At 46.8% G+C, this 26,343-nt stretch carries 26 protein-coding genes; 15 read left to right on the top strand and 11 right to left on the bottom strand.

The features are described from left to right. Positions 1–131: 131 nt before the first annotated feature. From IRJ16_RS15695 to IRJ16_RS15675, 5 genes are all read left to right on the top strand, one after another. The gene (locus IRJ16_RS15695; RefSeq protein ID WP_194112568.1) at positions 132–593 is read left to right on the top strand and encodes a 3-hydroxyacyl-ACP dehydratase FabZ family protein; all 462 of its coding nucleotides are present in this window, start codon (positions 132–134) and stop codon (positions 591–593) included. Next, the gene (locus IRJ16_RS15690) at positions 594–1,868 is read left to right on the top strand and encodes a beta-ketoacyl-[acyl-carrier-protein] synthase family protein (protein WP_194112567.1); all 1,275 of its coding nucleotides are present in this window, start codon (positions 594–596) and stop codon (positions 1,866–1,868) included. After that, positions 1,865–2,119 (top strand): acyl carrier protein, encoded by a 255-nt coding sequence (locus IRJ16_RS15685; protein ID WP_194112566.1) that lies wholly within the window; start codon positions 1,865–1,867, stop codon positions 2,117–2,119. Before IRJ16_RS15690 ends, IRJ16_RS15685 begins: the two co-directional genes overlap by 4 nt. 2 nt (positions 2,120–2,121) lie before the next feature. After that, a complete protein-coding gene (locus tag IRJ16_RS15680; protein ID WP_194112565.1) occupies positions 2,122–2,745 on the top strand; it encodes a 4'-phosphopantetheinyl transferase family protein in 624 nt (207 codons plus the stop codon). A 103-nt stretch (positions 2,746–2,848) separates the two neighbouring features. Then, complete coding sequence (locus IRJ16_RS15675) at positions 2,849–3,592, top strand: hypothetical protein (RefSeq protein WP_194112564.1); 744 nt, start codon at positions 2,849–2,851, stop codon at positions 3,590–3,592. 108 nt (positions 3,593–3,700) lie between these two features. Here IRJ16_RS15675 and IRJ16_RS15670 read toward each other — a convergent pair whose 3' ends face one another. Next, entirely contained in the window at positions 3,701–4,480 is a 780-nt protein-coding gene (locus IRJ16_RS15670; RefSeq protein WP_194112563.1) for a hypothetical protein, read from the bottom strand. A 407-nt stretch (positions 4,481–4,887) separates the two neighbouring features. After that, positions 4,888–5,208 (bottom strand): winged helix-turn-helix transcriptional regulator, encoded by a 321-nt coding sequence (locus tag IRJ16_RS15665; RefSeq protein ID WP_194112562.1) that lies wholly within the window; start codon positions 5,206–5,208, stop codon positions 4,888–4,890. A gap of 62 nt (positions 5,209–5,270) precedes the next feature. Between IRJ16_RS15665 and IRJ16_RS15660 the strand changes: the two genes are divergently transcribed. Beyond that, positions 5,271–6,182 (top strand): DsbA family protein, encoded by a 912-nt coding sequence (locus IRJ16_RS15660; protein WP_194112561.1) that lies wholly within the window; start codon positions 5,271–5,273, stop codon positions 6,180–6,182. Positions 6,183–6,964: 782 nt separating this feature from the next. On the opposite strand, the gene IRJ16_RS15655 is transcribed toward IRJ16_RS15660, so the two are convergent. Further along, positions 6,965–8,818 carry a DUF6600 domain-containing protein gene (locus IRJ16_RS15655; RefSeq protein ID WP_194112560.1) on the bottom strand — a complete coding sequence of 618 codons (1,854 nt, stop codon included), beginning with the start codon at positions 8,816–8,818 and terminating at the stop codon, positions 6,965–6,967. A 156-nt stretch (positions 8,819–8,974) separates the two neighbouring features. Here IRJ16_RS15655 and IRJ16_RS15650 point away from each other — a divergent pair, with 156 nt between their 5' ends. From IRJ16_RS15650 to IRJ16_RS15630, 5 genes are all read left to right on the top strand, one after another. Then, complete coding sequence (locus IRJ16_RS15650; RefSeq protein ID WP_194112559.1) at positions 8,975–10,075, top strand: carboxypeptidase-like regulatory domain-containing protein; 1,101 nt, start codon at positions 8,975–8,977, stop codon at positions 10,073–10,075. Positions 10,076–10,175: 100 nt separating this feature from the next. Next, complete coding sequence (locus IRJ16_RS15645; RefSeq protein WP_194112558.1) at positions 10,176–11,237, top strand: carboxypeptidase-like regulatory domain-containing protein; 1,062 nt, start codon at positions 10,176–10,178, stop codon at positions 11,235–11,237. Positions 11,238–11,343: 106 nt separating this feature from the next. Beyond that, complete coding sequence (locus IRJ16_RS15640; protein WP_194112557.1) at positions 11,344–11,598, top strand: hypothetical protein; 255 nt, start codon at positions 11,344–11,346, stop codon at positions 11,596–11,598. Between the two features lie 47 nt (positions 11,599–11,645). Beyond that, complete coding sequence (locus tag IRJ16_RS15635; protein ID WP_194112556.1) at positions 11,646–12,434, top strand: hypothetical protein; 789 nt, start codon at positions 11,646–11,648, stop codon at positions 12,432–12,434. 63 nt (positions 12,435–12,497) lie between these two features. After that, positions 12,498–13,592, top strand: coding sequence for a hypothetical protein (locus IRJ16_RS15630; RefSeq protein ID WP_194112555.1), 1,095 nt, complete (start codon positions 12,498–12,500; stop codon positions 13,590–13,592). Between the two features lie 7 nt (positions 13,593–13,599). On the opposite strand, the gene IRJ16_RS15625 is transcribed toward IRJ16_RS15630, so the two are convergent. Further along, the gene (locus tag IRJ16_RS15625; protein WP_194112554.1) at positions 13,600–14,355 is read right to left on the bottom strand and encodes a LytR/AlgR family response regulator transcription factor; all 756 of its coding nucleotides are present in this window, start codon (positions 14,353–14,355) and stop codon (positions 13,600–13,602) included. A gap of 121 nt (positions 14,356–14,476) precedes the next feature. Continuing rightward, on the bottom strand, positions 14,477–16,261 hold the full coding sequence (locus tag IRJ16_RS22920) for a sensor histidine kinase (protein WP_228080225.1): 1,785 nt from the start codon (positions 16,259–16,261) through the stop codon (positions 14,477–14,479). 250 nt (positions 16,262–16,511) lie between these two features. Between IRJ16_RS22920 and IRJ16_RS15615 the strand changes: the two genes are divergently transcribed. After that, positions 16,512–17,618: a carboxypeptidase-like regulatory domain-containing protein gene (locus IRJ16_RS15615; protein WP_194112553.1), complete on the top strand. Its 1,107-nt coding sequence runs from the start codon at positions 16,512–16,514 to the stop codon at positions 17,616–17,618. Positions 17,619–17,626: 8 nt separating this feature from the next. Here the strand turns inward: IRJ16_RS15615 and IRJ16_RS15610 are convergent, their stop codons facing one another. Together IRJ16_RS15610 and polA are read right to left on the bottom strand one after the other, a co-directional pair. Further along, positions 17,627–18,829, bottom strand: coding sequence for a glycosyltransferase WbsX family protein (locus tag IRJ16_RS15610; protein WP_194112552.1), 1,203 nt, complete (start codon positions 18,827–18,829; stop codon positions 17,627–17,629). Positions 18,830–19,380: 551 nt separating this feature from the next. Then, entirely contained in the window at positions 19,381–22,191 is a 2,811-nt protein-coding gene (gene polA, locus IRJ16_RS15605) for a DNA polymerase I (protein WP_194112551.1), read from the bottom strand. Between the two features lie 138 nt (positions 22,192–22,329). Between polA and IRJ16_RS15600 the strand changes: the two genes are divergently transcribed. Further along, complete coding sequence (locus IRJ16_RS15600) at positions 22,330–23,214, top strand: hypothetical protein (protein ID WP_194112550.1); 885 nt, start codon at positions 22,330–22,332, stop codon at positions 23,212–23,214. A gap of 66 nt (positions 23,215–23,280) precedes the next feature. Further along, positions 23,281–23,868, top strand: coding sequence for a hypothetical protein (locus IRJ16_RS15595; protein ID WP_194112549.1), 588 nt, complete (start codon positions 23,281–23,283; stop codon positions 23,866–23,868). On the opposite strand, the gene IRJ16_RS15590 is transcribed toward IRJ16_RS15595, so the two are convergent. Genes IRJ16_RS15590 through IRJ16_RS15580 form a run of 3 tightly spaced genes read right to left on the bottom strand, consistent with a single transcriptional unit; the run spans position 23,861 to position 25,253 of the window. Beyond that, entirely contained in the window at positions 23,861–24,442 is a 582-nt protein-coding gene (locus IRJ16_RS15590; RefSeq protein WP_194112548.1) for a DNA-3-methyladenine glycosylase I, read from the bottom strand. The genes IRJ16_RS15595 and IRJ16_RS15590 overlap by 8 nt on opposite strands. Positions 24,443–24,453: 11 nt before the next feature. After that, complete coding sequence (locus IRJ16_RS15585; protein WP_194112547.1) at positions 24,454–24,816, bottom strand: four helix bundle protein; 363 nt, start codon at positions 24,814–24,816, stop codon at positions 24,454–24,456. A gap of 56 nt (positions 24,817–24,872) precedes the next feature. Next, a complete protein-coding gene (locus tag IRJ16_RS15580) occupies positions 24,873–25,253 on the bottom strand; it encodes a VOC family protein (RefSeq protein ID WP_194112546.1) in 381 nt (126 codons plus the stop codon). Positions 25,254–25,455: 202 nt separating this feature from the next. On the opposite strand from IRJ16_RS15580, the gene IRJ16_RS15575 reads away from it, so the two are divergent. Then, positions 25,456–25,800 carry a carboxymuconolactone decarboxylase family protein gene (locus IRJ16_RS15575; RefSeq protein WP_194112545.1) on the top strand — a complete coding sequence of 115 codons (345 nt, stop codon included), beginning with the start codon at positions 25,456–25,458 and terminating at the stop codon, positions 25,798–25,800. Positions 25,801–25,982: 182 nt separating this feature from the next. Here IRJ16_RS15575 and IRJ16_RS15570 read toward each other — a convergent pair whose 3' ends face one another. Continuing rightward, positions 25,983–26,264: an ATP-dependent Clp protease adaptor ClpS gene (locus IRJ16_RS15570; protein WP_194112544.1), complete on the bottom strand. Its 282-nt coding sequence runs from the start codon at positions 26,262–26,264 to the stop codon at positions 25,983–25,985. Positions 26,265–26,343 lie beyond the last annotated feature (79 nt).

The raw sequence follows: 26,343 nt of genomic DNA, 5'->3' as shown, positions 1-26,343 counted from the left end.
GCAACTACCCGAATATACCCCTTATGAAAGCAACTGCATTAGCACTGCCTTTGCTTTCCCCTTTAAAAGGGGAACACTACTGCCCTTGCAATGTGCGAGGACGTTAACAAGGGGTAAAAAGAAGATACCAAATGAAACACCATATATTAAACCATCTGCCTTATAAATCGTCTTTCCGTTTTGTGGATAATATATCCCGGCTGACCGAAGACGAGGTGATAGGTGATTTTACGCTGAAGGAAGACGCTTTTTTTTACGAGGACCACTTTGCGGGAAACCCAATCACACCGGGGGTGATCATCACAGAGATCATGGCACAAATAGGTTTGGTGGTGATGGGTATATTTTTGATCCTGAAAGAATCGCCAATGAATTTGGACAACGATCAGGATATGTTCCCCTTGTTAACATCTACCGATGTTTCGTTCTTTAAAATGGTTCTGCCGGGGCAAAAGGTCACGGTAACATCAAAAAAACAATACTTCCGTTTTGGGAAACTGAAATGTTATGTAGAAATGCTGGACGACCACGGCGAAATGGTAGCCCGGGGTATGTTCAGCGGCATCATTAAAAATATCGAAGGCATTAAATAAATGAGCAGGCGCGTAGTAGTTACTGGCATAGGGGTGGTATCGCCAAACGGCGTGGGCGTCCCCGCGTTCTTAGATGCGATACAGAACGGCACTTCGGGCATAAAATTTATGCCGCTTTATGAGGAGCTTAACTTTAGTTGCCGGGTAGCGGGTAAGCCCGATTTTATTTGGGAGGACCTGAAAAAGTATATCTCTGAGGTAACATTCCATGGCTTAAAAGGTACCAACATCGGTTACGGCATCACAGCTGCGATGGATGCCTGGGCCGATGCCGGATTTGAGTACGATACCGACGAGCCACGCTGGGACACAGGCTGTATCTTCGGAAATAGCGTGGCCGATACCGAGGCCATGAAGAACGTGATCACCAAGGTGGATAACAAAGAGGTTCGTAAATTGGGGTCGCGTGTGGTGGAGCAAGCGATGAATAGCGGTGTGACCAGTTATATCTCGGGCCGTTTAGGTTTGGGGGGCATGATCACCACCAATTCGTCGGCCTGTGCAACTGGAACGCAAGCCATTATGATGGGTTACGACCAGATCAAATGGGGAGCATCAAAAAGGATGCTGGTAGGTAGCAGCGAATATGTAGATCCTTACGTTTACGGGGCTTTTGACAGTATGCGTGTATTATCCCGCAAGTTCAATGATCAGCCTGAAAGAGCATCGCGACCAATGAGCGCTACTGCAGGCGGTTTTGTTCCCGGATCGGGTGCCGCCGCTTTGATCTTAGAAGATCTTGACTATGCTTTGGACCGTGGTGCAAGGATATACGCCGAGATCTTAGGCGCATCCAGCAACTCGGGCGGGCAACGTGGCGGCGGATCCATGACAGCGCCCAACCCTGCCGGTGTAATGAAAAGCGTTACCGACGCGGTGACGGCGGCAGGCATCGACCCCGACCAGATCGATCTGATCAGCGGGCATTTAACCGCGACTATGGCCGATAAGTACGAGATACAGAATTGGACAAAAGCACTAAATAGAAGTGGTAAAAACTTCCCGCTCATCAATTCGTTAAAGAGCATGATCGGGCATTGTTTAAGCGCTGCAGGCTCTATTGAATCGGTTGCGGCTATCTTGCAGATAAATCATAACTTTGCGCACCCAAATATCAATATAGAAGACCCTAACCCGGGGATACTGGAATTGATAGACGAAGGTTGCATCCCGCTAACGGCGGTTAAAAAAGATATTAATATATTAGCAAAGGCTAATTTTGGATTTGGGGACGTCAACACCTGCTTGATATTCTCAAAATTTAACAACAAATGAACAGAACAGAGATATTAGACGAGTTAAAGAAAATACTTGCTCCTTACACCCTTGACAAAGAACAATTGGCGGCCGTTAACGAAGAGACCGACCTGATCAGGGACCTGAAGATAAACTCGGCTAATTTGGTAGATATCATTATCGACGCCGAAGAAAAGTATAATGTAGAGATCGATTACGATGACGCCGAGAAAATGATCGTAGTAGGCAGCTGCATCGATGTGATCGAATCGCGCTTAAAAGCACAATAGTTTTGTACAGCATCGGCAACGATATCGTAGCCCTTAAAGCCGTTAATGCCGAGCGTACCATTACCCCCCAATTCTACAACAAGATATTAGCCGGGACCGAATTGCCTTTTTATCAAAGCAATTGTCCCGGCATTCCTTTTTATCAGTTCGTGTGGCTGGCCTGGTCGGTTAAAGAGGCGGCTTATAAATGCCTTAAACGCATCCAGCCCGATCTGGTGTTCTCTCCAACAAGGACCGTTATAACATCTATTGATCCACCTACAGTTTTAATTGATAAAATTCCTACAGGTATACCTCAAACAGGTATTGATGAACCAGGTTGCTACCAGATCATCTTATCTATCAATTCTCATACCCTTTACGCGCGGTCGATCATTTACGGCAACGAGCTGATCAACAGCATCGTATCGCCTGATCCAATTCTTTCCAAGGTAAATTGGGGCATAAATAAGACCTCGGCCATCGATCCGGACAGCCAATCCAAAGCCGTAAGAAAGCTTTTGAAAGAGCGCTCACAAGCCGAAGTTATCAAAGATGATGTCGGTACTCCCTGGTTAAATACAGCCGATGCTCGCATACCTGTTTCTTTGTCTCATCATCAGGATTGGATCGGCTATGCTTATTAACCAGTCGCCTATCCAGATAGCAGAAGTTCACCTCAAAACGTACTGATCCAAACAAAATGCCGTTCAGGTTAATTATACATTATAAACCACATAACGCTTTACTATGAAAAAAATAACCAGAACGCTGCTGATCTTTGCCGGGGTCTCGGCCATTGCATTATCGGCTGATGCTCAAAAAAAGGAGTTCGCCGGTACTGTGCAGGTACAGGGGATGTTCCGTCCGAGTAAGTTGGGCCAATTGAACGGTATCCTGAATGCCAACAGTATCCCGTCTCTGCCCGAAAATAATTACTGGCTTAACCTCTCTATGAACCGTATTTATAAAAAGTTCGTGTTCGAGGACGGTATCGGCGCCAGCTTTACTTCTACGTCTGAAGCTAACACTGTCAACGGGATCAAGGCTAAGTACAACCAGTTCCAGGTGTTCGGCCGGTTTGGGTATGATATTGCCAATAATCCTAAAATGCGGGCGTTCCCATTTGTGGGTGTCAATTTTTCACAAGGGATGTTGCGCATCCGTGATGATAACAGAGTGCAAAGTCAGCCTAATTTCAGTAACCAGTTACTGAACCAAAGCGCCAGCAAAACCTTGTGGAACCCGCGCTTCGGTCTGGAATTCGGTGGCGGGTTTGATTACCTGATCGGCGTTAAAGATAAACAAGTGGATAATTACACTATCCACCGCGCTATCCCGCTGGGTGTAAGGTTTGGTTATTACCTACAAACGTCTGACAGTAATTGGAAGACAGATAGCAACTATGACCTTGCCAACGGCCCTAACAACAAACAGAGCGCGGTATTTGTGAACGTGAATATTGGCCTGGGCTATAAAGTGCAAAGACCGTAGCTGAGGAATGCTAAGGCGGCCCCGATAGTTATCGTGAGCCAATTGCGAAATGATAATTTTTATAATACAACAACGCCCGGCAAGACCGGGCGTTGTTGTATTAAGTCCTTAAAATCTGTATCCCATTTTTATCCTGAAACCAGGGATAGAAACATCGTTCTTGGTCAACTCGGCGGCACCCCAAAACTGATCGAATTTGGCGTAGTAGCTTACCGTTAAATAAAGCGGGATGTTTGGTGTGTATTCGGATAGATTGGAGCGTACCTGACTAAAATCGCCAAAGGTTTTACCAATGAAACCGCGTAGCGCATGTTGGGTGTTCTTATTATTAGGGCTATGCCAAAGTATCTCGCTGGTAGCACCAAGGGTAAGCATCTCGGTACGGGTAATGGCGTTATAGTTGGGTAGCAACGCAACCTGCCGGCGGTAAGCCGCAAAATCGCCAAACTCGCGACTGTAAGCCGCCTCAACACCAAAGAACCGGAAGTTGACGTTATCCATTGCCTTATTAAAATTAAAAGCCGCGCGGCCGCCTAATGCCCCGAAATTTTTAGAGGCAAAACTGTTGGGGTCGCTTTTCTCATTATCATGATTGCTGTTGTCGATCGCCCCTAAGGATCCGAACATGCCGTACGACAGGTTGGCTGTACCGAAATTATGTCCTTCGGAGATGTTCAATTCGCCAAAAGATACGGAGTTGCTGGAATTGACTGTCTGATTAAAACCGCCGCCAATTGAAATATAGGTAGCGCTTTTTGAGCTATCGAAAGTTGACGGCTTGGGCAGGTACGAAACATCGTTCTGATACAAGGCCGGGGCATAAAAACGGTTATTACACGATGTTACGGTGAGCAGTAGTGCTGCCAAAAAGAAATAAATGCTTTTCATTTAAGGTGTTTGATATTGTAAATATAATACGGTTATCCGTATTGCCGAGTTTACTTACCGTTATTTTGGCATTAACGCTACAACGCTGAGTTAAAAAATCCCCGATCCGGGCAAGCAATTTCCGCAGTGTTTCCGTAACTCCACATTAAAACATTGCTTTTTGCTATAAAATCAGTATAAATATTAACTGGCACAGGGTTTGAATTATCCTTTATGCCCAACCAAAGGGCTGTTTTTCATAGGTAGATGTAGAGGCCGGAAGATACTGCGAGAGTGTCCCGGCCTTTTTAGTTTCTTGATTCCACAGATGTTAGCTTGATTCCACAGATTTGGGGAGGATTACACTGATTTTTTTGTCCAACGAAAATCTTTTGATCCTTAGTTTCTATCCGCTGACCGCTCCTTTGTTACCTTTTGTGTTGCAACAACTCCAGTTGCTCAAATATGGGGATCAGTTGTTGGCCTTTGTCGGTCAGATGATATTCGATGTGGAGCGGTTTCAGTTTCACGGTCAGCTTTGATAAAATACCTGCTTCCTCCAATTCTTTTAAGGCAACTGATAAAGATTGTTTGTTGGCACCGGGCAATTGCTTCAACAGCGAATTAAAGCGCAAGGGTGCGCTCACAGCAGATCGGAATAGCTCCGGCTTCCATTTGCCCGAGAAGGTTTTAAGCAACGCATGGGCGGGGCATATTTCATCGGTAGCACTATTACTGTTGGTGGTCATATTTTTCTGACTTATTGATACCCGCCGGGGCATTGCCGAACTTTGTGCAAGATAGACATTGTATGGAAACAAATAATAACCCCTTGCTTTGCGACGTAGAGACCGGCATGTGCGAACTGCCCGGCCAGGCAACTACAACTGATACTGCCGAACTGCAGACCGGCAACAAGCCCGTTAAGATCATTTACTTTACCGACCCGATATGTTCTACGTGCTGGGGTATCGAACCGCAATTGCGTAAATTAAAACTGGAGTACGGTCACGATACCCGAATAAACTACCATATGGGCGGCCTATTGCCCGATTGGAGTTACAACAGCGGCGGCATCAGCAAACCATCCGATGTGGCCCATCACTGGGATGAGGTAAGTGCCTACTACAACATGCCTATCGATGGCGATGTTTGGCTGGAAGATCCGCTGGATTCATCATATCCCCCATCTATCGCTTTCAAAGCGGCACAGATACAAAGCAAGGTAAAGGCTTTGAATTTTCTGCGTCACTTGCGCGAGATGGTTTTCTTACAGAAAAAGAACATCACCAAATGGGTGCATATCAGTGTTGCGGCAACCTCAGCAGGATTAGATCCGGAGCAACTACAGACCGACATGGCCGGCATGGGACGCACCTTATTCTATCAGGATCTTGATCTGGCTAAAATGATGGGCGTGCGCGGCTTCCCTACTATCTTTATTACGGGCCGATCAGGAACGACCGAAAAAGTTTATGGTTATAAACCCTACAACGTTTATGAGGACGCGATCGGGAAAACGCACCCGGATATTCTGAAACAGCCTTATCTAAAGAATTGGAGTGATCTGTTTGGTAAGTATCCTACCCTTACCAACCGCGAGTTTGCCGAGTTAAGCGATATGGAATTGAACAATGCCGAAAGTCTACTTAACGACCTGCTATCCGAAGGGGCAATTCAACAATATCGCACTAAAAACGGCCCTCTTTGGATGAGATCTTAAAATAAAGTACTCACTGTGGAAGTCCACTGAGATGAAAAATACCCAAAATGAGTAAGCTATTCCCGGTTAATATCACTCACAATGGGTTAAAACATTGCTTTTTGCTATAAATAAAGTCTTTTTGTTAACTGGCACAACAATTGAATTACCCTATATGCCCAACCAAAGGGCTGTTTTTCATAGGTAGATGTAGAGGCCGTAATACTGCGAGAGTGTTCCGGCCTTTTTTTATCTTGATTTCACAGATCTTCGTAATTGATTCCACAGATCCTGGGAAGATCTCACAGATCTTTTTCAAATTCGATGATGACGCTGATGTTATCCGCAGAGCGTTTAATGATACTTCCGATCCGACTCCATTACTGATCGTGCGAAATGCGGTAACCATTCAAGCTCAACGTTTAATTCCCCATCTTGCAAAGAAATACCCAATATGAGTAAGCCGCTCCCAGTTAAATTGAGGCTACATTGGTTAAAACATTGCTTTTTACTATAAATAAGGCCATTTTACTGATCGGCACAGCAATTGAGTTATACTATATGCCCAACCAAAGGGCTGTTTTTCATAGGTAGATGTAGAGGCCGTAATACTGCGAGAGTGTTCCGGCCTTTTTTTATCTTGATTCCACAGATCTTCGTAATTGATTCCACAGATTTTTTATCACATTTCATTAGAGCCATTTTCATTAAGGTCGACCATAGGTCAGCCAAACTAACCCGCACTCAAATAAAAAGACCGCACCTTTTGGGGATGCGGTCCATCAATATATTTCCCGACCAGCTTACATTGGCGGCTGGCGGGTCGGCCTTGAGCCTTGCTGACGCTGTTGCTCTTGTTGTTGGCGTTGTTGCTGCTCCTGCTGCTGGCGTTGCTGTTGCTGACGCGCCTGCTCTTGTTGCTGGCGTTGTTGCTCTTGTTGTTGACGCTGTTGCTGCTCCTGCTGTTGCCTTTGTTGCTCTTGTTGTTGACGTTGTTGCTCTTGCTGCTGACGCTGTTGTTGCTGTTGTTGCTCCTGCTGTTGGCGTTGCGCACGCTCTTGTTGCTGGCGTTGTGCCTCTTGTTGTTGGCGCTGCTGAGCTTCCTGTTGTTGTTGACGCTGTTGAGCCTCTTGTTGTTGGCGTGCCTGATCTTGCTGTTGGCGCTGTTGCGCTTCCTGCTGCTGGCGCTGGGCTGCTTCTTGCTGCTGACGTTGTTGCACGGCCTGTTGCTGCCTTACTTGCTCCTGCTGTTGGCGGGCTGCCTGATCGGCGGCCTCACGGCTTGGCCTTTCGCGTTGCTGGCGTTGAAAACGGTCCTGCATATCACTGCGTGATGCATCCCTGTCAACGTTGCGCTGCTGCTGTTGTATCTGCTCCTGCTGACGGCGCTGTATATCCTGTTGTTGCTGTTGCTGTTGCCTTACCGCATCGTTATTTTGCTGCTGCACCTGCGGCACGACTTGCTGCGGTTGGACATCAGGGCGGCTACCACGCTGCGGCTGAACTTGCTGATTATTCAACACCGGCTGACCCGGACGCACTACCGGCGTTGGCTGACCATCGGTACGAGGCACGCTTGGCCGGTTATTATTAGGATTATATGCCGGATCCGACGGGTTTAGCGGCACATTAGGTACTATCCCGGTATTACCATTGTTTCCGCCGCGCACCAAGCCCCTGTCACTATTGCTTGGGCGGCTATTTGGCGATGTATTGTTACCGCTATTATTGTTGCCCCCCCTGGTCTCGCGAACTATGCGGTTATCAGCAGGGGCGGTCCGTGCGTAATTGATCAGCCTTGAAGCATTATCGCGGTTTATACGGCCACTGTTCTCGCCAATGGCTATCCTTTGGTTAGGGTTAGCATTACGGTAAGCTGTTGCATCTACCACGCGGGTTGGACGAACGTTATCGGCACGTTGCACGGTTGGGCGATAGATATTGATGCTACGGTCGCTTATCCTGGCAATACCCGGGCGGTTAGCGTTACGGATGTTGTAAACTACAGGGCGGCTGCGGGTGTAACGCTGTATCTCGTTAGGGCGCGGACCGGTTATATATCTATAGTTATTATATGCATAAGTATTGCTGATCACACGGGTATTGCGGTAGATCACGTTCACGGTGCTGTACGGCGCGTAATAGCTTGATACGTATGGGCTGTTGATATAGGCATAAGGCGCAAAGCTCCAATAATCGTAAGGGATGTAATAGCTGTTGGCAAAGGTCATATCTATACCTACGCCCGGGCCCAATGGTGCCCAACCATAGTAACCACCGCCTACACGCCAGTTAACCCATGCCGGTCCCCATTCGTAACCGGGGATCCACATCCAGCCATAATAACCGTCAAACTGCCAGCGACCGTAGTGGAAAGGTGCCCAACCCCAGTCGTAGTCGGATACCCAGGTATTGCCATAGCTCGTCATGGCCCAATAGCCATCGGTGCTGTACGGACGGAAATCGGCCGGAACATCCGGTAACCATACGTCGCCATACTGGCGGTCGTATATCCAAGTGCCGTAAGGGGCCAATTCATCGTAAAATACCTGGAAGGTAATATCGTTGCCATATTGGGCTTTAGACTGTTGGGGAGCTGCCAGCATTAACGCGAATGCCAGTATAACCATTCCCCAATATTTATGTAGTGCTTTCATCGTGCTTATTACTAATTGGTCAATGGGTTTGACTATGGTAACGACAAAATGTTTAATGCATTGTTTGATAAGTTTAAGAAACCAATTAGAGCCCTTATAACAAAGTTTTACCAAGTTCGTTATATTTATTGCATCGGCCTTTTACAATAATTGATAATGAAGCTATTAGTTAAATACCTGTTTTTTTTTCTGTTCATAACCTTGGGCACCCGAACTTTTGCCCAGGGCAGCTTCGCTATATCCGGCACCGTTGCCGATGAAAAGGGCGTAACCTTACCCGGCGCTACCGTGTTTTTAAGTGGCACCAAAAAAATGACGGCCACCAGTACCGAAGGTAAATTCAACATCGGCCAGTTAGCACCAGGTACTTACGAGGTTTCGGTAAGTATGGTAGGCTTTGAGCCATATGCGCAGACCGTAGTAGTTAAAGCCTCGTCGGTAATTGCCAACGTTGTTATGCGGGTTAAGACCAATCAGTTGAATGAGGTAACGATCCGCGTGACCGACCCTACCGAACGCCGTACACACCTGGCTTTATTTAGGAATGCATTCTTAGGGACCACCGAGAACGGCCGCAGTTGCACCATTATTAACCCCGATGTACTTAGTTTTACTTTCGACAAAAAGGAAGCGATACTCAGGGCCGAAGCCAGCGATATTGTATTGGTAGAGAACAAAAATTTGGGTTACCGCATTAAATATCTGCTTAAATACTTTGCTTACGATATGCGGGCAAACCGCATCCTATACCATGGCGAACCAAGTTTTGAGGATCTGGACGGCAACGAAAAGGACAAAAAACGCTGGGCCGAGCATCGTGCCGAAACTTATAAATATTCGATGATGCATTTCCTGCGCTCGGTTTATGCCGGCAACTCGGTGGCAGAAGGTTTTGTGGTTTATGTGGTCAACTCTACACATCCAGACCTGACGGGCCGGGTGGTGATCGACGCAGAACCGGAATCATCAGATCCGTCAAAATTTGTGACCGTGTTGGATACTTCTTTCGTGTCGTTCAAATTCAACAAACTGTATATCATGCATGCCCCGTCTAAAGCGGCAAAAAAAGACGCCGCACTTTCGCTCAGGAATCACATGCTTGATTATAATAACAAAGGCACCATTATAGAACTGATGGCCACCGAAGCAGTAATTGACCGCCGCGGTAGTTACGCCAACTTTAAAACCTTTTTTATTCAAGGCGGAATAGCTGATAAACAAGTGGGCGACAGGCTGCCTTTCGAGTATCAACCTTAGCGCTCCGAAACTATCGTGTTTTAAAAAGGTTCGCTATATTTAGCTAACATCTGTGTTGCATCCCGATATGAAAGATCTTGCCAAAACCTTAATCTTTGCGTTGATAATTGTCCTAGGCTACAGGGCATCAGCCCAGCAAACGTTTACGTTATCCGGCACAGTTACCGACGATAAAGGCGTCACGCTGCCTTCCGCCACTGTATTTTTAAGTGGCACTACACGCGTTAGCCCTACCGACCTTCAAGGTAAATTCAGTTTTCCGCAAATGTCTCCCGGCACTTATCAGTTGTCGGCCAGCATGGTGGGGTTCGAGCCGTATTCCAAAAGCGTGGTGATCAGGGATTCATCGGTTACGGCAAACATCATATTAAAGATAAAGACCACTGACCTGAAAGAGGTGGTGATAAACCCTGCCGAACGGGCAAGGAACTATGCGCTGTTCAGGAATGCATTTTTAGGGATGACAGAGAACGCGAAGAGCTGCACCATATTGAACCCTGAAGTGGTAAGCTTCAAATTCGACAAAAAGGAACGTATGCTGACCGCCGATGCCGACGATTTTTTAATGATCGAGAACAAACGCCTGGGTTACCGCATCAAGTACCTGATCAAAGATTTTAACTTTGATCTGAAGAGCGGCATTGCCCTTTATGATGGCGAGACCAATTTTGAAGAGCTACCCGGTAAAGCATCCGACAAAAAGAAATGGTTAAAGAATCGCTCGGAAACCTACCACGGATCGATGATGCATTTTTTGCGATCCGTATATAAGCAAAACCCTTTAAAGGACGGCTTTATAGCCTACAACATTTTTCAAGGTATCGACCCGCAAACCAAAGCCGAAGTTTTACAGGCCGATCCTTATCCGGCCGATTTCAGTAGACTTGTGATGCCTAATGATACCTCGTTCGTTACCTTAAGGTTCAAGAATTTTTACCTGATGTACGACCCGTCAAAAGCGGCTAAAATAACCAAGGATCCTGAAATAGACCGCGACAAGATCCTGAAGATAGACGACAAAGGCACCGTTATGCGCCTGATAGCCAAGGAGGCCGTGATAGACCGACGCGGCAGCCACGCCGATTACAAGACATTTTATATTCAAGGAGCGATGGCCGATAAGCGTGTTGGCGACCAGTTGCCCTTCGAATATCAGCCTTGAATTTTGTAAAATGCTTGTGGTAACAACTGCCCAACTACAATATTTTTACTATTCTTGAACCAAACCTTTGAACAAAAAAATGAGCACCATCCGCAATATCTAATTATTGGCCGCACTTGTCGGCGCCACTTTCACATCCTGCAAAAAGGACGATATCGTTAATACCAACCCAACCCTAAAAACACCGTCAGTGATCACCACGCCAATTACGCCTCAAGTGCCTAACGCGACCGGCATTTACGCGGCAGGTAATATCGCTACGGATCTTTATGGGTCGTACGTGCGGGCATCCTATTGGAAAGACGGTGTGGCTATCAAATTATCTACCCGACTTTCTGAAGAAAGGCTATTGGTGTATTAGGGCCTGACGTGTATGTGGCCGGATATGAAGACAACGGAACCACAGATATGGCTGGTTATTGGAAGAATGGCACTTTCTATAACCTTGGGGATGCCTCTGCTAAGCAATCATTTGCCACAGGATTGTGCATCAGTGGTAACGATGTTTACATTAGTGGCTGGTACTGCAAAACCACCTGGGACGAGCCGACACCGATCTATTGGAAGAACGGCGTAGCCGTAGATCTGCCTGCCAAAGGCGCTACGGGCGATGGTTATGCCAACGCTTATGGCATAACCGTATCGGGCAATGATGTTTATGTATGCGGTGCCTACCGGATAGCGAAAGACAGATATGCCGCCTGTTACTGGAAAAACAAAGTATTGAATACTTTTAGTGATAACACTTACGAGTCGGCGGCCCGTGCAATACCTGTAGCCAACGGTGTGGTACATTTGGCAGGTACATCTACACCCTCTTTATTTCCATTCCCGGTGCGCAAACCCGCGGTGTGGAACGGTGGTAAGCTAAATATGTTGGATATAGGTACGTACCACAGCGGTGTGGCATATGTTATTACTGTCAGCGGCAACGATATTTATGTTGCAGGCACGGCGACCGGCACCTCTGATCTGGCCCTATATTGGAAAAATGGCACAATGACCGCTATCACCAATAGCGAATATGGTATGGCTATAGCCTTAGATGGCCCTGACGTATTTATTGGCGGCGCTTTGCGGACCAACGTTAACGTTGGCGAGAACTTTGCCACTTACTGGAAGAACGGCCTACAGTTATTCAGCCACAACTCAGGGACAGATCGCTCACGGATATTTGATATACTTGTGATAAAATAGTACCTTCCATACGACAATTTTGCGATGGCGCAGAAATTTGGTATATTCATCTATGCAACCCTTATGATGTACAAAATAGAGCATACTTTAAAGACCTTGACGCTGATCACCATTATTTCCATATGCTTTTCCTGTAAAAAGAATGGTGACAGTGACGGGGTAACTCCTCCTGTCACCCCGCCGGTGGTTACCCCGCCTAAGTTACCCTCAGGCGTGTATGCCGTTGGCGAGGTACCGGCAACAGTAATGGGGATACAAACCAAACAGACGGCGATATGGAAGGACACCCAAATGTCTTTAAGATCTCAATTTGTTAGTGCAGAAGATGTAGTGATACAAGATACAGTAATGTACGTTAGCGGGATCAACAGCAAAGGTTTGTATGGGGCAGCATGCTATTGGAGAAATGGCGGTTTGACAGTACTGAGCGACACGCATACTTACCCGACAGCAGCCACCGACATTGCTGTAAAAGGTAATGATATATATGTTGTCGGCTATACGCAAAGGGGTATTAATTTGTTCGGCGATGCCGTTTACTGGAAGAACGGTGTGATGACCAAGCTTGACGCTAACGGCCGCGATGCCACTGCAACAGGTGTAGCCTTAATAGGCGACGATGTTTATATAAGCGGCTATTATAATTTGGTGCTCCCAAAGCAGGCACCCTGTTATTGGAAGAACGGGGTTTTCCATGCTTTGCCCCATGATGCGTACACGGCTGTTGCTACCGAGTTGGCCGTGAGTGGCACCGACGTTTATATTATTGGGTGCGTTTCGGGTGCAGCTACAGCTGTTTCTCCGCCGTTCTCTGCCGAGCCGGTAATATGGAAGAACGGTGTTTTAACTAAGCTTAATACTACATTGCTTAATACAGTTACCTCGCATGTGGTTGTTCAAGGGAGCGACGTTTACGTATCGGGCCTTTCATACGGTGGGGCTACCGGCCTGTATTGGAAGAACGGGATAAGTACGGTGATCCCTAACAGTGCTAACGCTACATGTATCGCAGTACAAGGCGACAATGTTTATGTGGGAGGGTATTATAAAAAAGCTGGGGACGCAGCCAACATCTATGCCGAAATTTGGAAGAATGGTTCACCCACATTGAACACGAGCACCCCATCGGCAATATATGACATTACGATCGTTCCTTAGCCGTCCGTTACAGTTTAAACACGCCCGCCAAGGCCTCCCGCATTTTATCCCGGTTCAGTTTAGATACCGGGATCTTGGTGCCGTCGGTCAGCAGTAAACTGCCCCCATCCTCTTTCAGCCAGCTTTTAATAAAGGCCGCGTTAACAAGGTGCGACTGATGCGGTCTGAGGAAATTGTGCCTGCCGAGCATATCGGCATACTCCTTAAGGGTTTTAGATACGATCACCTGTTCGCCGCTTTGCAGTACAAAACGGGTATAGGTATTATCCGCCTCGCAACGCATGATGTCGGCAATGTTCACATAACGGGTCTCGCCAAATAGCGGCAGGGCAATGCGCGGTTGGTTTTTGTTGTCATCGCGCAGATAGTCTAACAGATATTCCAGCCGGTCGTTCTTACGCTTTTTCTGGATAGCTTCACGGGCTTTGGCAACGGCCGCTTTTAGTTCGTCTATATCGATAGGTTTTAGCAGATAATCCAATGCGGCGAACTTGACCGCTTGGATGCCGTACTGGTCATAGGCCGTCACAAAGATCACTTCCATGTCCGCATCCGCCAGTTCCTTCAGCAGATCAAAGCCGGATCGCGCATGCAACTGAATATCCAAAAACAGCAGATCCGGCCCGTGTTGGCGGATCGCTTTCAGACCACTATCAACATCATCGGCTAAGGCACAAACCTGCACATCAGGAGCATAGGTTTGCAGTAATTGCTGCAGGTTTTCCTGATTGGATATTTCGTCGTCTATGATGATGGATCTCATTTTTTGTCTTGCGTTGTTGAATTTAACCAAAAAGGTCACAAAGGCCTTCTATCGCATAAACAGCATTGTGTTCTGTGAAAACCTTTGTGACGTTTGTGGTAAAATAAACTTGATACAGGAATTACACCCAACCCCTCAATTCAATACTGATCAACGTACCCGCGTTGCCGCTGGTTTGTTTAAGCAAGATACTGCTCTTTTTGTAAATGGTGTTCAGCAGAGCAATACGCTCGCGGCATAGTTTAAAGCCCATGCCATCGGCCTGGTCGTTTGCAAAACCACTGCCGTTATCCTGTACGGTCAGCAGCAGATCAGGGCCTTGTTTAGTGATACTTATTTTGATAATGCCTTTATCTTTTAGTGCCGAAACCCCGTGTTTTACCGCATTCTCGGCAAAGGGTTGTAACAGCATGGCGGGTATTTCGGTCAGCTGGTCTACATTCGCATCTACATCTATACTGAAACTAAAACCAAAGCGGGTCTGCTCCATTTGCAGATAATCGGTGAGCAAGGCGGTCTCTTTTTCTATCGATGTTAGTTCTTTATTTCCATCATCCAAAATATTGCGGGTGAGGCGGGCAAAGCGGCTCAAGTACTTGTTAGCGTTCTCAACCTCATTCTTGTTCATCAGGTTCTGTATCCCCGCCAGGGCATTGAATATAAAATGCGGGTTCAGTTGCGAGCGCACCGATGCCAGCTGCAGCATAGCCACTTGCTTATCTTTTGCCTCGGCCGCCAGCTTACGTTTTTGCCCTGAGCGGTACATTACGAACATGAATGCCCCGGTAGTTACAATGATAAGCACAATGTAGGCTACCGTTTTTAAAGGCAAAGTATAAGTGTGCGAGAGTGCGGGCAGAACAGTGAATTTAATACTGGTAGCCAGATCCCGCCGGAGGATGATCGGGTTACCGCCCGGTTTGACCAGTTTGGGGGTGAAGTAGATCCGGTATTCCCCCGGTCTGTCCCAAAACTCTTTATATAATTCAAACCCATAAGTTGTCTGGCCAAGGTTAATGCTGTCGGTAATGCCATCCACCGTACGTTTCAAACTCACTTTATAATAATATGGCCGCCACGAATTATTGATCAGGAATAGTAATTTTTTAATTGAATCGGCCAGGCGAAGTTTCGGGTCGTTCTTGTCGGTGGTCGCTAAAAAATCGGTCACAACGGTCTTCTCTTTATCTATTCTCCATTTACTGTTCACCCATGTCTTAGCGATCGGGACCGTTACTTGTTTAAGCTCGGTCAAGCTTCTGCCGATCAACTCGTTATCCGGTATCGGGAACCGTCGCGAGATATATTGAATGGTACCACTAACTTTGGGCGCTGAAATTTTTCGCCAGTCTACGGTAAACTGGCCTCGGCGGGCATAATTTTTTACGCTTTGTATCTCTATCTTCAATAAATGCCCAGGATAACTAAATTTTCCCAAGTAGGCATAAGCCGTTCCATCGGGTGTGTTTTTAAATACCGAAGGTTTGGTCCAACCTACCAGTTCTTTGCGGTCGTCTAATACCACGTGGTAAAGAAAGTCGGCGGCGGTTTGCGGTGTAATGCCCAGCGCCGAAAACTCTACAGGGCAAACTCCGCTTATGATCACACTTCGGCCGATGGTAGTCCCTTCGTAAACCTCAAAATCGGCCGAACGCACACCGCCATTATAACGGACACCCAAAATTTCATCAAAGAGAGAATGTTGAAAATAATGGTCTTTTCTCAAAGCATTGATCTGCTCACCTCTTCTGTACTCGATAAGTTTATGCGCTTTACGGGAAGCTGTAGTATCAACTGTTACGGTGTCGCTATACTCTTTCTGTTTATTGCCCTGGGCATATACGCCGCGCCCGGTAAGCCCGGCAACTAAGATCAATAATGTTATAAGTCTGCTAATTTTCTTCATGATCTGATCGGTGTTAAGTTAATATTTGTTTTGCTGATGTAAAGCTGCCAATTAGGCACCGGGGCGGCAATGCACAAACAGTATATGGCCGCTGCGGATCAGTAAACGGACGATCTTTGATATGCAAATGAAAAATGTGCAGATGATAGGCAGCAGCTATTGAATAATGTTGTTAAACCTCTTGAGCTACTTTTTGTTAAATACCTTATAACGTACTACCTTTAACCTGTTTCCCTTCATCAACCTATTTATGAGACCTAACCTGCAACGCCTGCTTTTCGTCGTTTTTGTTTTAATTACCAACCTTGCCATTGGCCAGGGTACCTATACACTTTCGGGGAAAGTGCTGGATGATAAAGGGCACCCGCTCCACTCGGCTACGGTATTTATCGGCGGCACCAAACGTATCACCGGCAGTAACGAGGCGGGCGAGTTCAGCTTTAATTATCTGGAGCCAGGGACTTACCAGTTGTCGGTACAGTCGTTAGGCTATGCGCCTTACAGTCAAAACGTGCTTATCCATGCAAAACCGGTGGAGGTTACCGTAAATATGAAGTTGAAGCCCGTAATGCTTAACGAAGTAAAAATTGGCAAGGGCGACCGCTTCGATGAGTATTTTAAGATATTTCAAGAAGCATTCTTGGGTATGTCTGATAACGGCAAGGGTTGCACCATCCTAAATCCGCGGGTCATTAATTTCAGTACGCAAAAGAACTATCTTAAAGCAGATGCCGACGAGTTTATGATCATTGAGAATAAACGTTTAGGTTATCGTATTCGTTACCTGCTTAAATATTTCGAATACAACACCAACAACAAACGGGCTAATTACGACGGCGAAGCCAGCTTTGAAGAACTGGACGGCCCCGAAGAGCAAAAGCAGTTTTGGGCAAAGAACCGAAAGGAAACATATACCGGATCTTTAAGACATTTTTTGCGGTCGGTGTATTATAATACCGTGCAACAGGAAGGTTTTTTGGCACATCAGCTTTATATGCAACCGGTTGGCATTAGCCGGGTGCTTGCTGTTGACCCCCGTCCGTTAAACTTTGATACGATAGTTAATGTGATCGATACATCGTTCATCTCCATGAAATTTACCTCGTGGATGGTTAGGCACGACCCTAAAAAAGCGGCCAATTATACCGTCAACCCTCAAGCTGATTCAACCGCTAAGCGCCTGCAGTTAGCGAACGACGGTACGGTGATCAATCTGTACCTGCCCGAGGCGGTGATCGATAGCCGCGGCAGCTATGTCAACTTCCGCAGCTTTTTGATACAAGGTTATTGGGGCCGCAAACGAATGGGCGATCAGGTGCCTTTTGAGTATCAGCCGCCGGTGGCGACTACACAATAGCAAAAGGTCTACTTCTGATCAACAAAAATTTCCTTAATAGCTTTCAGATATCCGTAGCCATAAACATTGTCTGGTTGCAGGTAACTGGTCTCGGTCCATTCGTTCCAGCTATTGATGGTAATGAGCGGCACTTGCTTGGGGTGGGCGTCGGCAAAGGCTTTGGCATCGCGCAGGGCTTTGGCAAAGTTGGCGGGGGTGTTGTTCTTTACTACCGCGCTTCTCCCGGTACGCGGACTATTATCCCAACCCACACTTACATGCGGGTAATATTTCAGTTCAAAATTCTTGTCAATGTTATCCCATTCTTTCTTTACGCTCTCCATTATCTTCAGGTAATCCTCGTTTACGTTGGTAAAATGGGCGAATTGATAATGTGTAGCGCTGGTGAAGCCCAACTTTTTCACAAAGGCATTCTGCGGTTTTTCGGTCTTGCTGCCATCAAAGCCGCTATAATTTAGGTTGATGCCCCACATGGTCAGCTGCAGGTCAAGCCCGGGGAAGCCCGCGCGGATGGTCTCTTCTTTAAACCACTTCAACGCCGCCGCAGTCTGCTCGATACCACCCAGGCCTGATATCAGCTGAGGGATATCGTAGATCATGAACACCGGCTTGCCGTCTATTTTATAATAGTTAGGTTGCTTAAAATATTTCTCGATGTTGCGTTTGCAGATCTTCTCGAACTCATCGCGGCTAACCTTGCCCTGCCAGATCACGTTATCCTCGTTGTATTTGTTCAAGCGCACATCCCAGGTATTCACCACATCGTGATTGGCCCACATCAGGTAAAACTTCATCTTATCCTTATTGTCGGCCTTCAGGAAACCATTGTTGAGGGTGGTCTCCATGAACGGGCGACCATCGTACCAATACCAATCAAAAATAAAAACGTTGACCCCATGCTTGGTAGCCTCGTTTATCTCCATCGCCATTACCGACGGATCAGCCTCATTGATGGTGCCCCAGGTCGGTTTCCTATCCCAATAAAATCCCGGGAACCTGTCCTGAACGCTGGTGACCGTTTCCCATTCCCCGATACCTTTAGGCCAGAACGGGCGCAGGCGTGGGTCGTCGGCTACGTAAGCCGGATAAAGGAACGCAGCGATGTCGTATTTGCGGGGCGGTGTTGTTTTAGCGGTTTGCGCTGATGCGTAGCTGTTGATCAGCACCCCACAAAAGATGCACAGCATTGCACGATAGATATGGATGCCCATAGGTTGGTAATGAATTGGTTTACCCAAAGCTGCGATCTTCCGGGGGTAAAACTGTCATGGGCTGTCTGATGAGATGATGCTGTTATATATGGGGTCCAACCGTTGACGATGAAGAACAAGCCTGAGTCTCCCCGCTTGAGCCTATCGTGTGGACACATTTTTTTCTTGCCCTGTAAGGGCTACCTGTTTGTAGAAAGAACCGGACAATAAGTAATGCGCCGTAGGTGCTACCCTTCTGCGCTACGCAGATCGGACATGCAATTGGAATAAGGGTAGCCTCTCCGAGGCCGTTGGGACAAGGAAATTTTCTCATCTAAAAAGATGTGTCCACACGATAGCGCTTGAGCGGGGAAACACCGGACGAACATCCGGCAGGACCTTTAATAGGGGTGTGTCCTTTCGCCGACCGTGCAAACGAAGGACACACCCCTGACCCCGCTCAAGCGGGGAAGCGAGACTTTAAAGCTTTTTTTGTATGCATAGGCCGGAAATCCTACGCTGCATTAACGTCATTTCGCATTTCACATTCCGCCTTTCGAATTCCTTCTCGCTTAATGCGCCTCCAGCCAATTCTCCCCTGTACCTATTTCTACTACAATAGGCACCTCGGTCTTAATGGCGGTCTTCATGTTGTGTTCAATGATAGGTTTGATCAGGGCCAGCTCGTCGCGTACTACATCAAAAACCAACTCATCATGTACCTGCATGGTCATTTTTGAGCGTAGTCCTTGTGCTTTTATTTCGCGCTGGATGTTGATCATGGCGATCTTGATCATATCCGCGGCCGAACCTTGGATCGGGGCGTTTATCGCATTTCGTTCCGCAAAACCACGTACGGTCTGGTTAGCCGAATTGATATCGCGCAAATAACGGCGGCGGCCCATCAGCGTGGTCACATAACCGTTCTCGCGGGCAAAATTCATGGTATCCGCCATGTAGTTCTTGATGCCCGGGAACTGGATAAAATACTGCTCAATAATATCGGCAGCCTCCTTACGCGGGATGCCCAAACTTTGCGATAAACCAAAGGCTGACTGCCCGTAAATGATACCGAAGTTAACCGCCTTGGCGTTGCGGCGCATGGTGCTATCTACCTCATCCAGCGCAACACCGTAAACATTGGCAGCAGTGGCAGTGTGGATATCCAGGTTATCGATAAATGCCTGGCGCATGTTCACATCCCGGCTTATCTCGGCAATAATGCGGAGCTCGATCTGCGAATAATCCGCTGATACCAGGATGTGGTTCTCGTCCCTTGGGATGAAAGCCTTACGTACCTCGCGGCCACGTTCGGTACGGATGGGGATATTTTGCAGGTTAGGGTTGTTGGAACTTAATCTGCCCGTAGCAGCCACCGCCTGGTTGTAGGAGGTATGCACACGACCGGTCTTTTTATTGATCATCAGCGGCAAAGCATCAACATAGGTCGACTTTAATTTTTGCAACTGACGGAAATCTAAAATATCTCTAACGATATCACTTTTATTGGCCAAGCCCATCAACACATCCTCGCCGGTCTGGTATTGGCCGGTCTTGGTTTTTTTTGCTTTTGGATCAAGCATCAGTTTCTCGAACAGCACCTCGCCCAATTGCTTTGGCGACGCGATGTTGAAGCGTACACCGGCCTTTTCGTATACAGTTTTTTCAAGACCTATAATGTCTGTCTCTAAGGTTCTCGAGAACTCTTTCAGCGCGCCTTCGTCTATCCTGACACCTTCATATTCCATATCGGCTAATACATAGATCAGCGGGTGTTCCACCTCGTGTATCAGCTTTTCGCCCCCAGCTTCTTTTATTTTAGGCTCAAAAACATTCTTCAGTTGCAGGGTGATGTCAGCATCTTCGGCAGCATATTCTTTGATCTTTTCCAGTTCCACATCGCGCATACTGCCCTGATTCTTCCCTTTCGGACCGATCAGTTCGGTGATCGATACCGGGGTATAGCCCAGGTAATTTTCAGATAGTACATCCATGCCATGGCGGGTATCCGGATCTATAATGTAATGCGCCATCATGGTATCAAAAATGTCGCCCTTCACCTCAACGCCGTACCATTTCAATACCATCACGTCATATTTCACGTTCTGACCGATCTTGGCAATGGCAGGGTTCTCTAATACGGCTTTAAATTCATCCACCACTTTTTGGCAATCCTCCCGTACGGCCTCTACAGGCACGTACCAACCCTCGCCCGGTTTAATTGCGAATGATAATCCTACCATATCGCAATTATTAGCGTCCGTGCCCGTGGTCTCGGTATCGAAACAGAAACTACTTTGCTGGCTCAACAATGCGATCAGTTCCGCGCGTTTTTCGGGCGTATCCACCAAATGGTAAGTGTGCTCCGTATTATGGATATTTTTAGCAGGTTTCTGCGGCGCTTCGGCAATGTCCTTCACCTCTACTTGCATGGTAGTCCGGCCCTCGGCTACCGGGGCGCCGAACATATCTATCTGCGTACCGCCAACGGCATTGATCTGGGTAACGCTAAAATCATCGCCAAAAACACGTCGACCTAAAGTCCTGAATTCTAACTCTGCAAAAAGCGGCTCTAACAGTTCTTTACTTGGCGCGCACATTTCCAGTCCGGCCTCATCCAGTTCTACAGGAACATTTAGGTTGATGGTGGCTAAGCGTTTCGATAGCAGGCCTTGTTCGGCAAAGTTCTCTACGTTTTCTCGTTGTTTGCCTTTTAATTCATGACTGTTGGCAATGATGTTCTCCATCGACCCATAAGTTTTGATCAGCGATTTGGCGGTCTTCTCACCAATGCCCGGGATGCCGGGGATATTATCCACCGCGTCGCCCCAAAGGCCAAGGATATCGATCACCTGTTCTACCTTTTCGATCTCCCATTTGGCCAATACCTCTTTCACGCCCAATATCTCCATATCGTTACCCATACGGGCAGGTTTGTAAATGAAGATATTGTCGGACACCAACTGGGCAAAATCCTTGTCAGGCGTCATACAATAAACCTGATAACCTTCCTTCTCGGCCTTTTTGGCCAGGGTACCGATAATGTCGTCGGCCTCGTAACCGTCGGATGTGATCAGCGGGATATTGAAGCCTAACACCACTTTAAAGATATAAGGGAGGGCTTTGCTCAGATCCTCGGGCATGGCCTCGCGGTGCCCTTTGTAATCGGCAAATTCGGTATGGCGTTCGGTCGGCGCGTCGGTGTCGAACACCACGGCCATGTGCGTTGGCTTTTCTTTTTTCAGCACATCCAGCAGCGTGTTGGTAAAGCCCATCACGGCCGATGTATTTAATCCGCCCGATGTAAAGCGCGGGGATTTACTTAAAGCAAAGTGTGCCCGGTAGATCAGGGCCATACCATCAAGCAGGAATAATTTCTTCATAACCAGATCGGATCTTTGGCCACTGTTTACGGCGACCTTTACAATTATAGAATAAAAGTGTGTCAAAATTAACAGGATGCCCCGGTATTATTTGTATAGGTTGATAATTATGCGCAGATTGAACCGTTTATTGTAACGATGAAAAAACTGAGACTATTGATTCCCCTAATGCTGCTGGCTATTACCGCGTCGGCGCAAACCAAACCTGCAAGCAAAGCTAAACAAACTGCCACCGAGCCACAAAAGCAGCCCGCTGCAACCCAAGCCGAGCCGACTAAACTTGACGTTGCCGGGCCCATATCTGATGAACTTTTCCATCACTTTGTTTTACCACATGCAGCCGGCGACGCACCCGCAGGTTACGGCACCACCCCGGCACACCCGATACTGATCGGCGCGTACGAGGCCGACATGAGCGATCAGAAAAAGATAGCGGCCCAGATAGAGTGTTTCCTAAAAACGTATCTGTATGAGGACGGCACCGTACCGGTCTTTACCCAACGCAAGACCGTGATGATAGACGCCGTTAATTACGACCTATTTAAAGTGACCAAACCCGGCACTACCGATACGCTTACACTTTATGCAGATATGTATAAAACAGGCCCGGTTTATGCGCCTAAAGGTTTTAAATTTTACGCTAAAGAACAATTGGTGGGCGAGCTGGCCCCGATCGTGCAAATGATAAGAGGGTATAACGCCACCGCTGATAAATATGGCGATGCCGCCGCCAAAGTCCTTAGCTTTAAAATAGTGAACCAATTATCATCCAACGTTGGGATAGACTACCTGTTAGATAAAAGCTACATCGGCGCTTTGTTTAACGATACCGGCGTGGACCTTGACCTAAAGGCTTTCCTGATCCGCTCTTTTATGGGCTACAGTTTCCAATACCAGGTAGAGGGGCAACCCAACCCGAAGGCCAAAGCCTTCAACTCCATGCTGGATGATTATGAAGCTGCCATTAAAAAACACCCCAATATCTTTGCCAGAGGGGTTTTGCCGAGTTTGGTTAGGAAGTAAACAAGCGCATCCTATCGCATGTCAGCACTATCAATATTTGGAGTGATAAGCCTTGCTTTATTCTTCATGGCTTTACCAATCGAGTTGATCATTGACGATTATCGTAAAAAAGGCACCCGGAAATTAAAGAACGGAAAACGCGAATCAAAAAGCCTTCGCGTTACATTTTGGGATGCGTTTATTGTTATCGTCCCGGTAACATTGCTGCTTATCGGTATTTTCACTAACAACATTGAAGAGCAGCATCTAAGTTTTAACATATTAAGCATAGGCTTGTCTATGTTGATCTGCACCCAATACTTTAACAGAATAACCATTACTAAGATCAATATAGCATTGTCTTGCATATGTGCTTTGTTGGCCATCAGCGCGTATCTATTAGAGTTCGGCTTCGCCCACGTCCGTTTACTCTATGGCAATAGAGAAGTGAGGCATTTATATGTGCCAATGATCGTATACGTTTATATATGGACTGCTATGCTGATCATTAAGTTGATCACTGGTGTATATCCCATATTTACGTCGCATAGATACCGACACGAGATCTATGCTATATACAACAGGAAAGCAACGCTTTGGGATAGTCTTTGGACAATCTTGAATGTGGCTCCCATCCCGTTAGTACTGATGATCGCAACAGATGCTCTTATCTAAAATCACAATTTGCCAAATGATCATTCACCATACCTGTGGCCTGCATAAAAGCGTAGCAAATAGTAGTACCAAAGAATTTGAAACCCCGCTTTTTCATATCCTTAGCGATAGCGTCCGAAACATCAGTAGACACCGGGATGCCACCCGACCGGGGCGCATTGTCGATAGGTCTTCCACCCGGCATAAAGCCGTATAAATAATCATTGAACGAGCCAAACTCCTCTTGGATATCAATGAACAGTTGCGCATTCCTAATACTCGACCGCACTTTTAACTTATTGCGGATAATGCCTTCATCGGCCATCAATCTTTCGACATCTGCCTCGTCAAACGCGGCAACTTTTTTCACATCAAATCCAGCGTACGCTTTGCGGTAATTTTCGCGCCGACGCAAAATGGTTATCCAGCTTAATCCCGCCTGTGCCGATTCCAAGATCAGGAACTCGAAAAGTGTTTCATCATCCTGCACGGGTTTACCCCATTCCTCATCATGATACTTCATGTAGAGCGGGTCGGTTCCGCACCAGGTACAGCGCTTCAAGTCAGAAGTCTTAAGTCTTGAGTCCGAAGTCATATTATCTGTGTTTATTTGAACTTTTCAGGGTTGTTGATCATGTAGATCAAAAGGTAACTTACCTCTTCGCTTTTCTTATTTAAGTCGTCGTATTGCTCTCGCGAAATATAGCAGCAAGCTAAAGATGCGTCCAGCCAAGCTTGCGTTTCACCGTTTTCCATATCGGAGTCAGTTAGTTTGCTAATGAAGTGGTTCGGATAGCGTCTTTTCTTGTAAGCCTCCGCGATAGAGCTAAATACGGAACGGGAAGAACGCCTGATCTGATCGATCAAACTGTAAGTTTCCTCTTTCGGAAAGTTCTTAGTCAGTTCAAATATCTCCATCGAAAGAGAAAATGCTTTGCGATAAGCTGTAAGTTCTCTAAATGTCCCCATGGTTTAGCTTTTTCATCAAACTTTTGACTTAAGACTTTAGACTCCCGACTTAAGACTTAATCCTCGTGTTCGGCAAAGGTCAGTACATAGCCGTTATTATCTTTGATAGAGAACTCCGTCGCGCCATAAAAGGTCTTTTCCAGCCCTTGCAACACGGTCACTTTGTCTTTGATCTCTCCAAAAAATTCGACCACTTGGTTCACCTTGATATAAAATAACAGTGAACCACCGTTACCGCGCGATATATCAGGCAGGCTTTCACCCAAACTTTCAAAGCTTTGGAACATGATGTTAACAGCGCCGTTGGTCATCATGGCCCACACCAGATCTTCGCCTTCTTCGGGCACAGACATGGTGGTAGTGAAACCTAATTGCTGATAAAAAGCGACAGTGCCGTTAATATCGTTAGTAAAAATGTTGGGAGATAGAGATAGCATGGGTAATGAATTATTGAATGAGTGGTTGAGTGAATTGTTATTTCGGTTGTTTGGGTCTATCAAAGATACAAGATCAATTTCAAATTACCAAAAATATTAGTAAATAAATTACGTTAACCTTTGTTAAGTTTCCCGTTCTTTTAGCGAACATTGTGGCGGCGATGTATCCGATCAAGGAACATTCAATCAACCACTCATTAATATGGGACAACTGATCAACGAATTTGAAAGCTACCGCACGCGGATGAACGACCGCATTATGGAGTCGGCCAATACCAATATCAAACGCTTTTTCGCGCTGGACACCACCACTTATGCCGATGGCGCGCTGGACGTAAAGACCAAGGAACTATTAGGATTAGTAGCCTCAATGGTGCTCCGCTGCGATGACTGCATTAAATATCACCTTGGCAAATGCCACGAAGCCGGCGTGAACCACGACGAAATGAACGAAGTATTTATGATAGCCAACCTGGTGGGTGGCTCGATCGTGATCCCGCACTACCGCCGCGCGGTGGAGTACTGGGATGAGTTGAATGCGGAATAGTTATGCTTTTGGAGAGCGTCATGGTGAACTTGTCGAACCATGGTGCGGTGGGCTTGACACTATGCAAGTAGTGACCATGCACATCGGTCATACCCAGCGCACGTCGCCCTTCGGCAGGCTTAGAGTGACACCGCCCCTCTCAATTTATATTCAAGATACGAAAAACAGAAGCCACACGATCATCAATCCACCGATACCGTCAAACCCTCCTGCTGAAGGATCTTGCGGTAGATCTCCATCTCGGTGAACGAGCCTTCCAGCACGGCGCACTTGCCCTCGTTATGCACTTTCCAGGCTATCTTTTCGGCTTGAGATTCGTTATAGTCGAGGTATTTCATCATGCAATGGATCACATGGTCGAAGGTGTTGTGGTCATCGTTCCACAGGATCAGGCGGTGCATCTCTTTCAGCCCCGCCAATATCTCTTCAAGTGTAAATGTTTCTTCCTGAACTTCGGTCGGCATAATTAGTACAAAGTTAGGGTTTTTAGGTGATCAGTTAACCAGTTAATTTGTGATCAGTGAGCAGTAGCTGGATCGACAT

This window comes from Mucilaginibacter myungsuensis, from assembly GCF_015222005.1.
Classification (GTDB): domain Bacteria; phylum Bacteroidota; class Bacteroidia; order Sphingobacteriales; family Sphingobacteriaceae; genus Mucilaginibacter; species Mucilaginibacter myungsuensis.
Note: the sequence above shows the minus strand (reverse complement) of the source record. Positions and strands in the feature narration are given on the sequence as shown.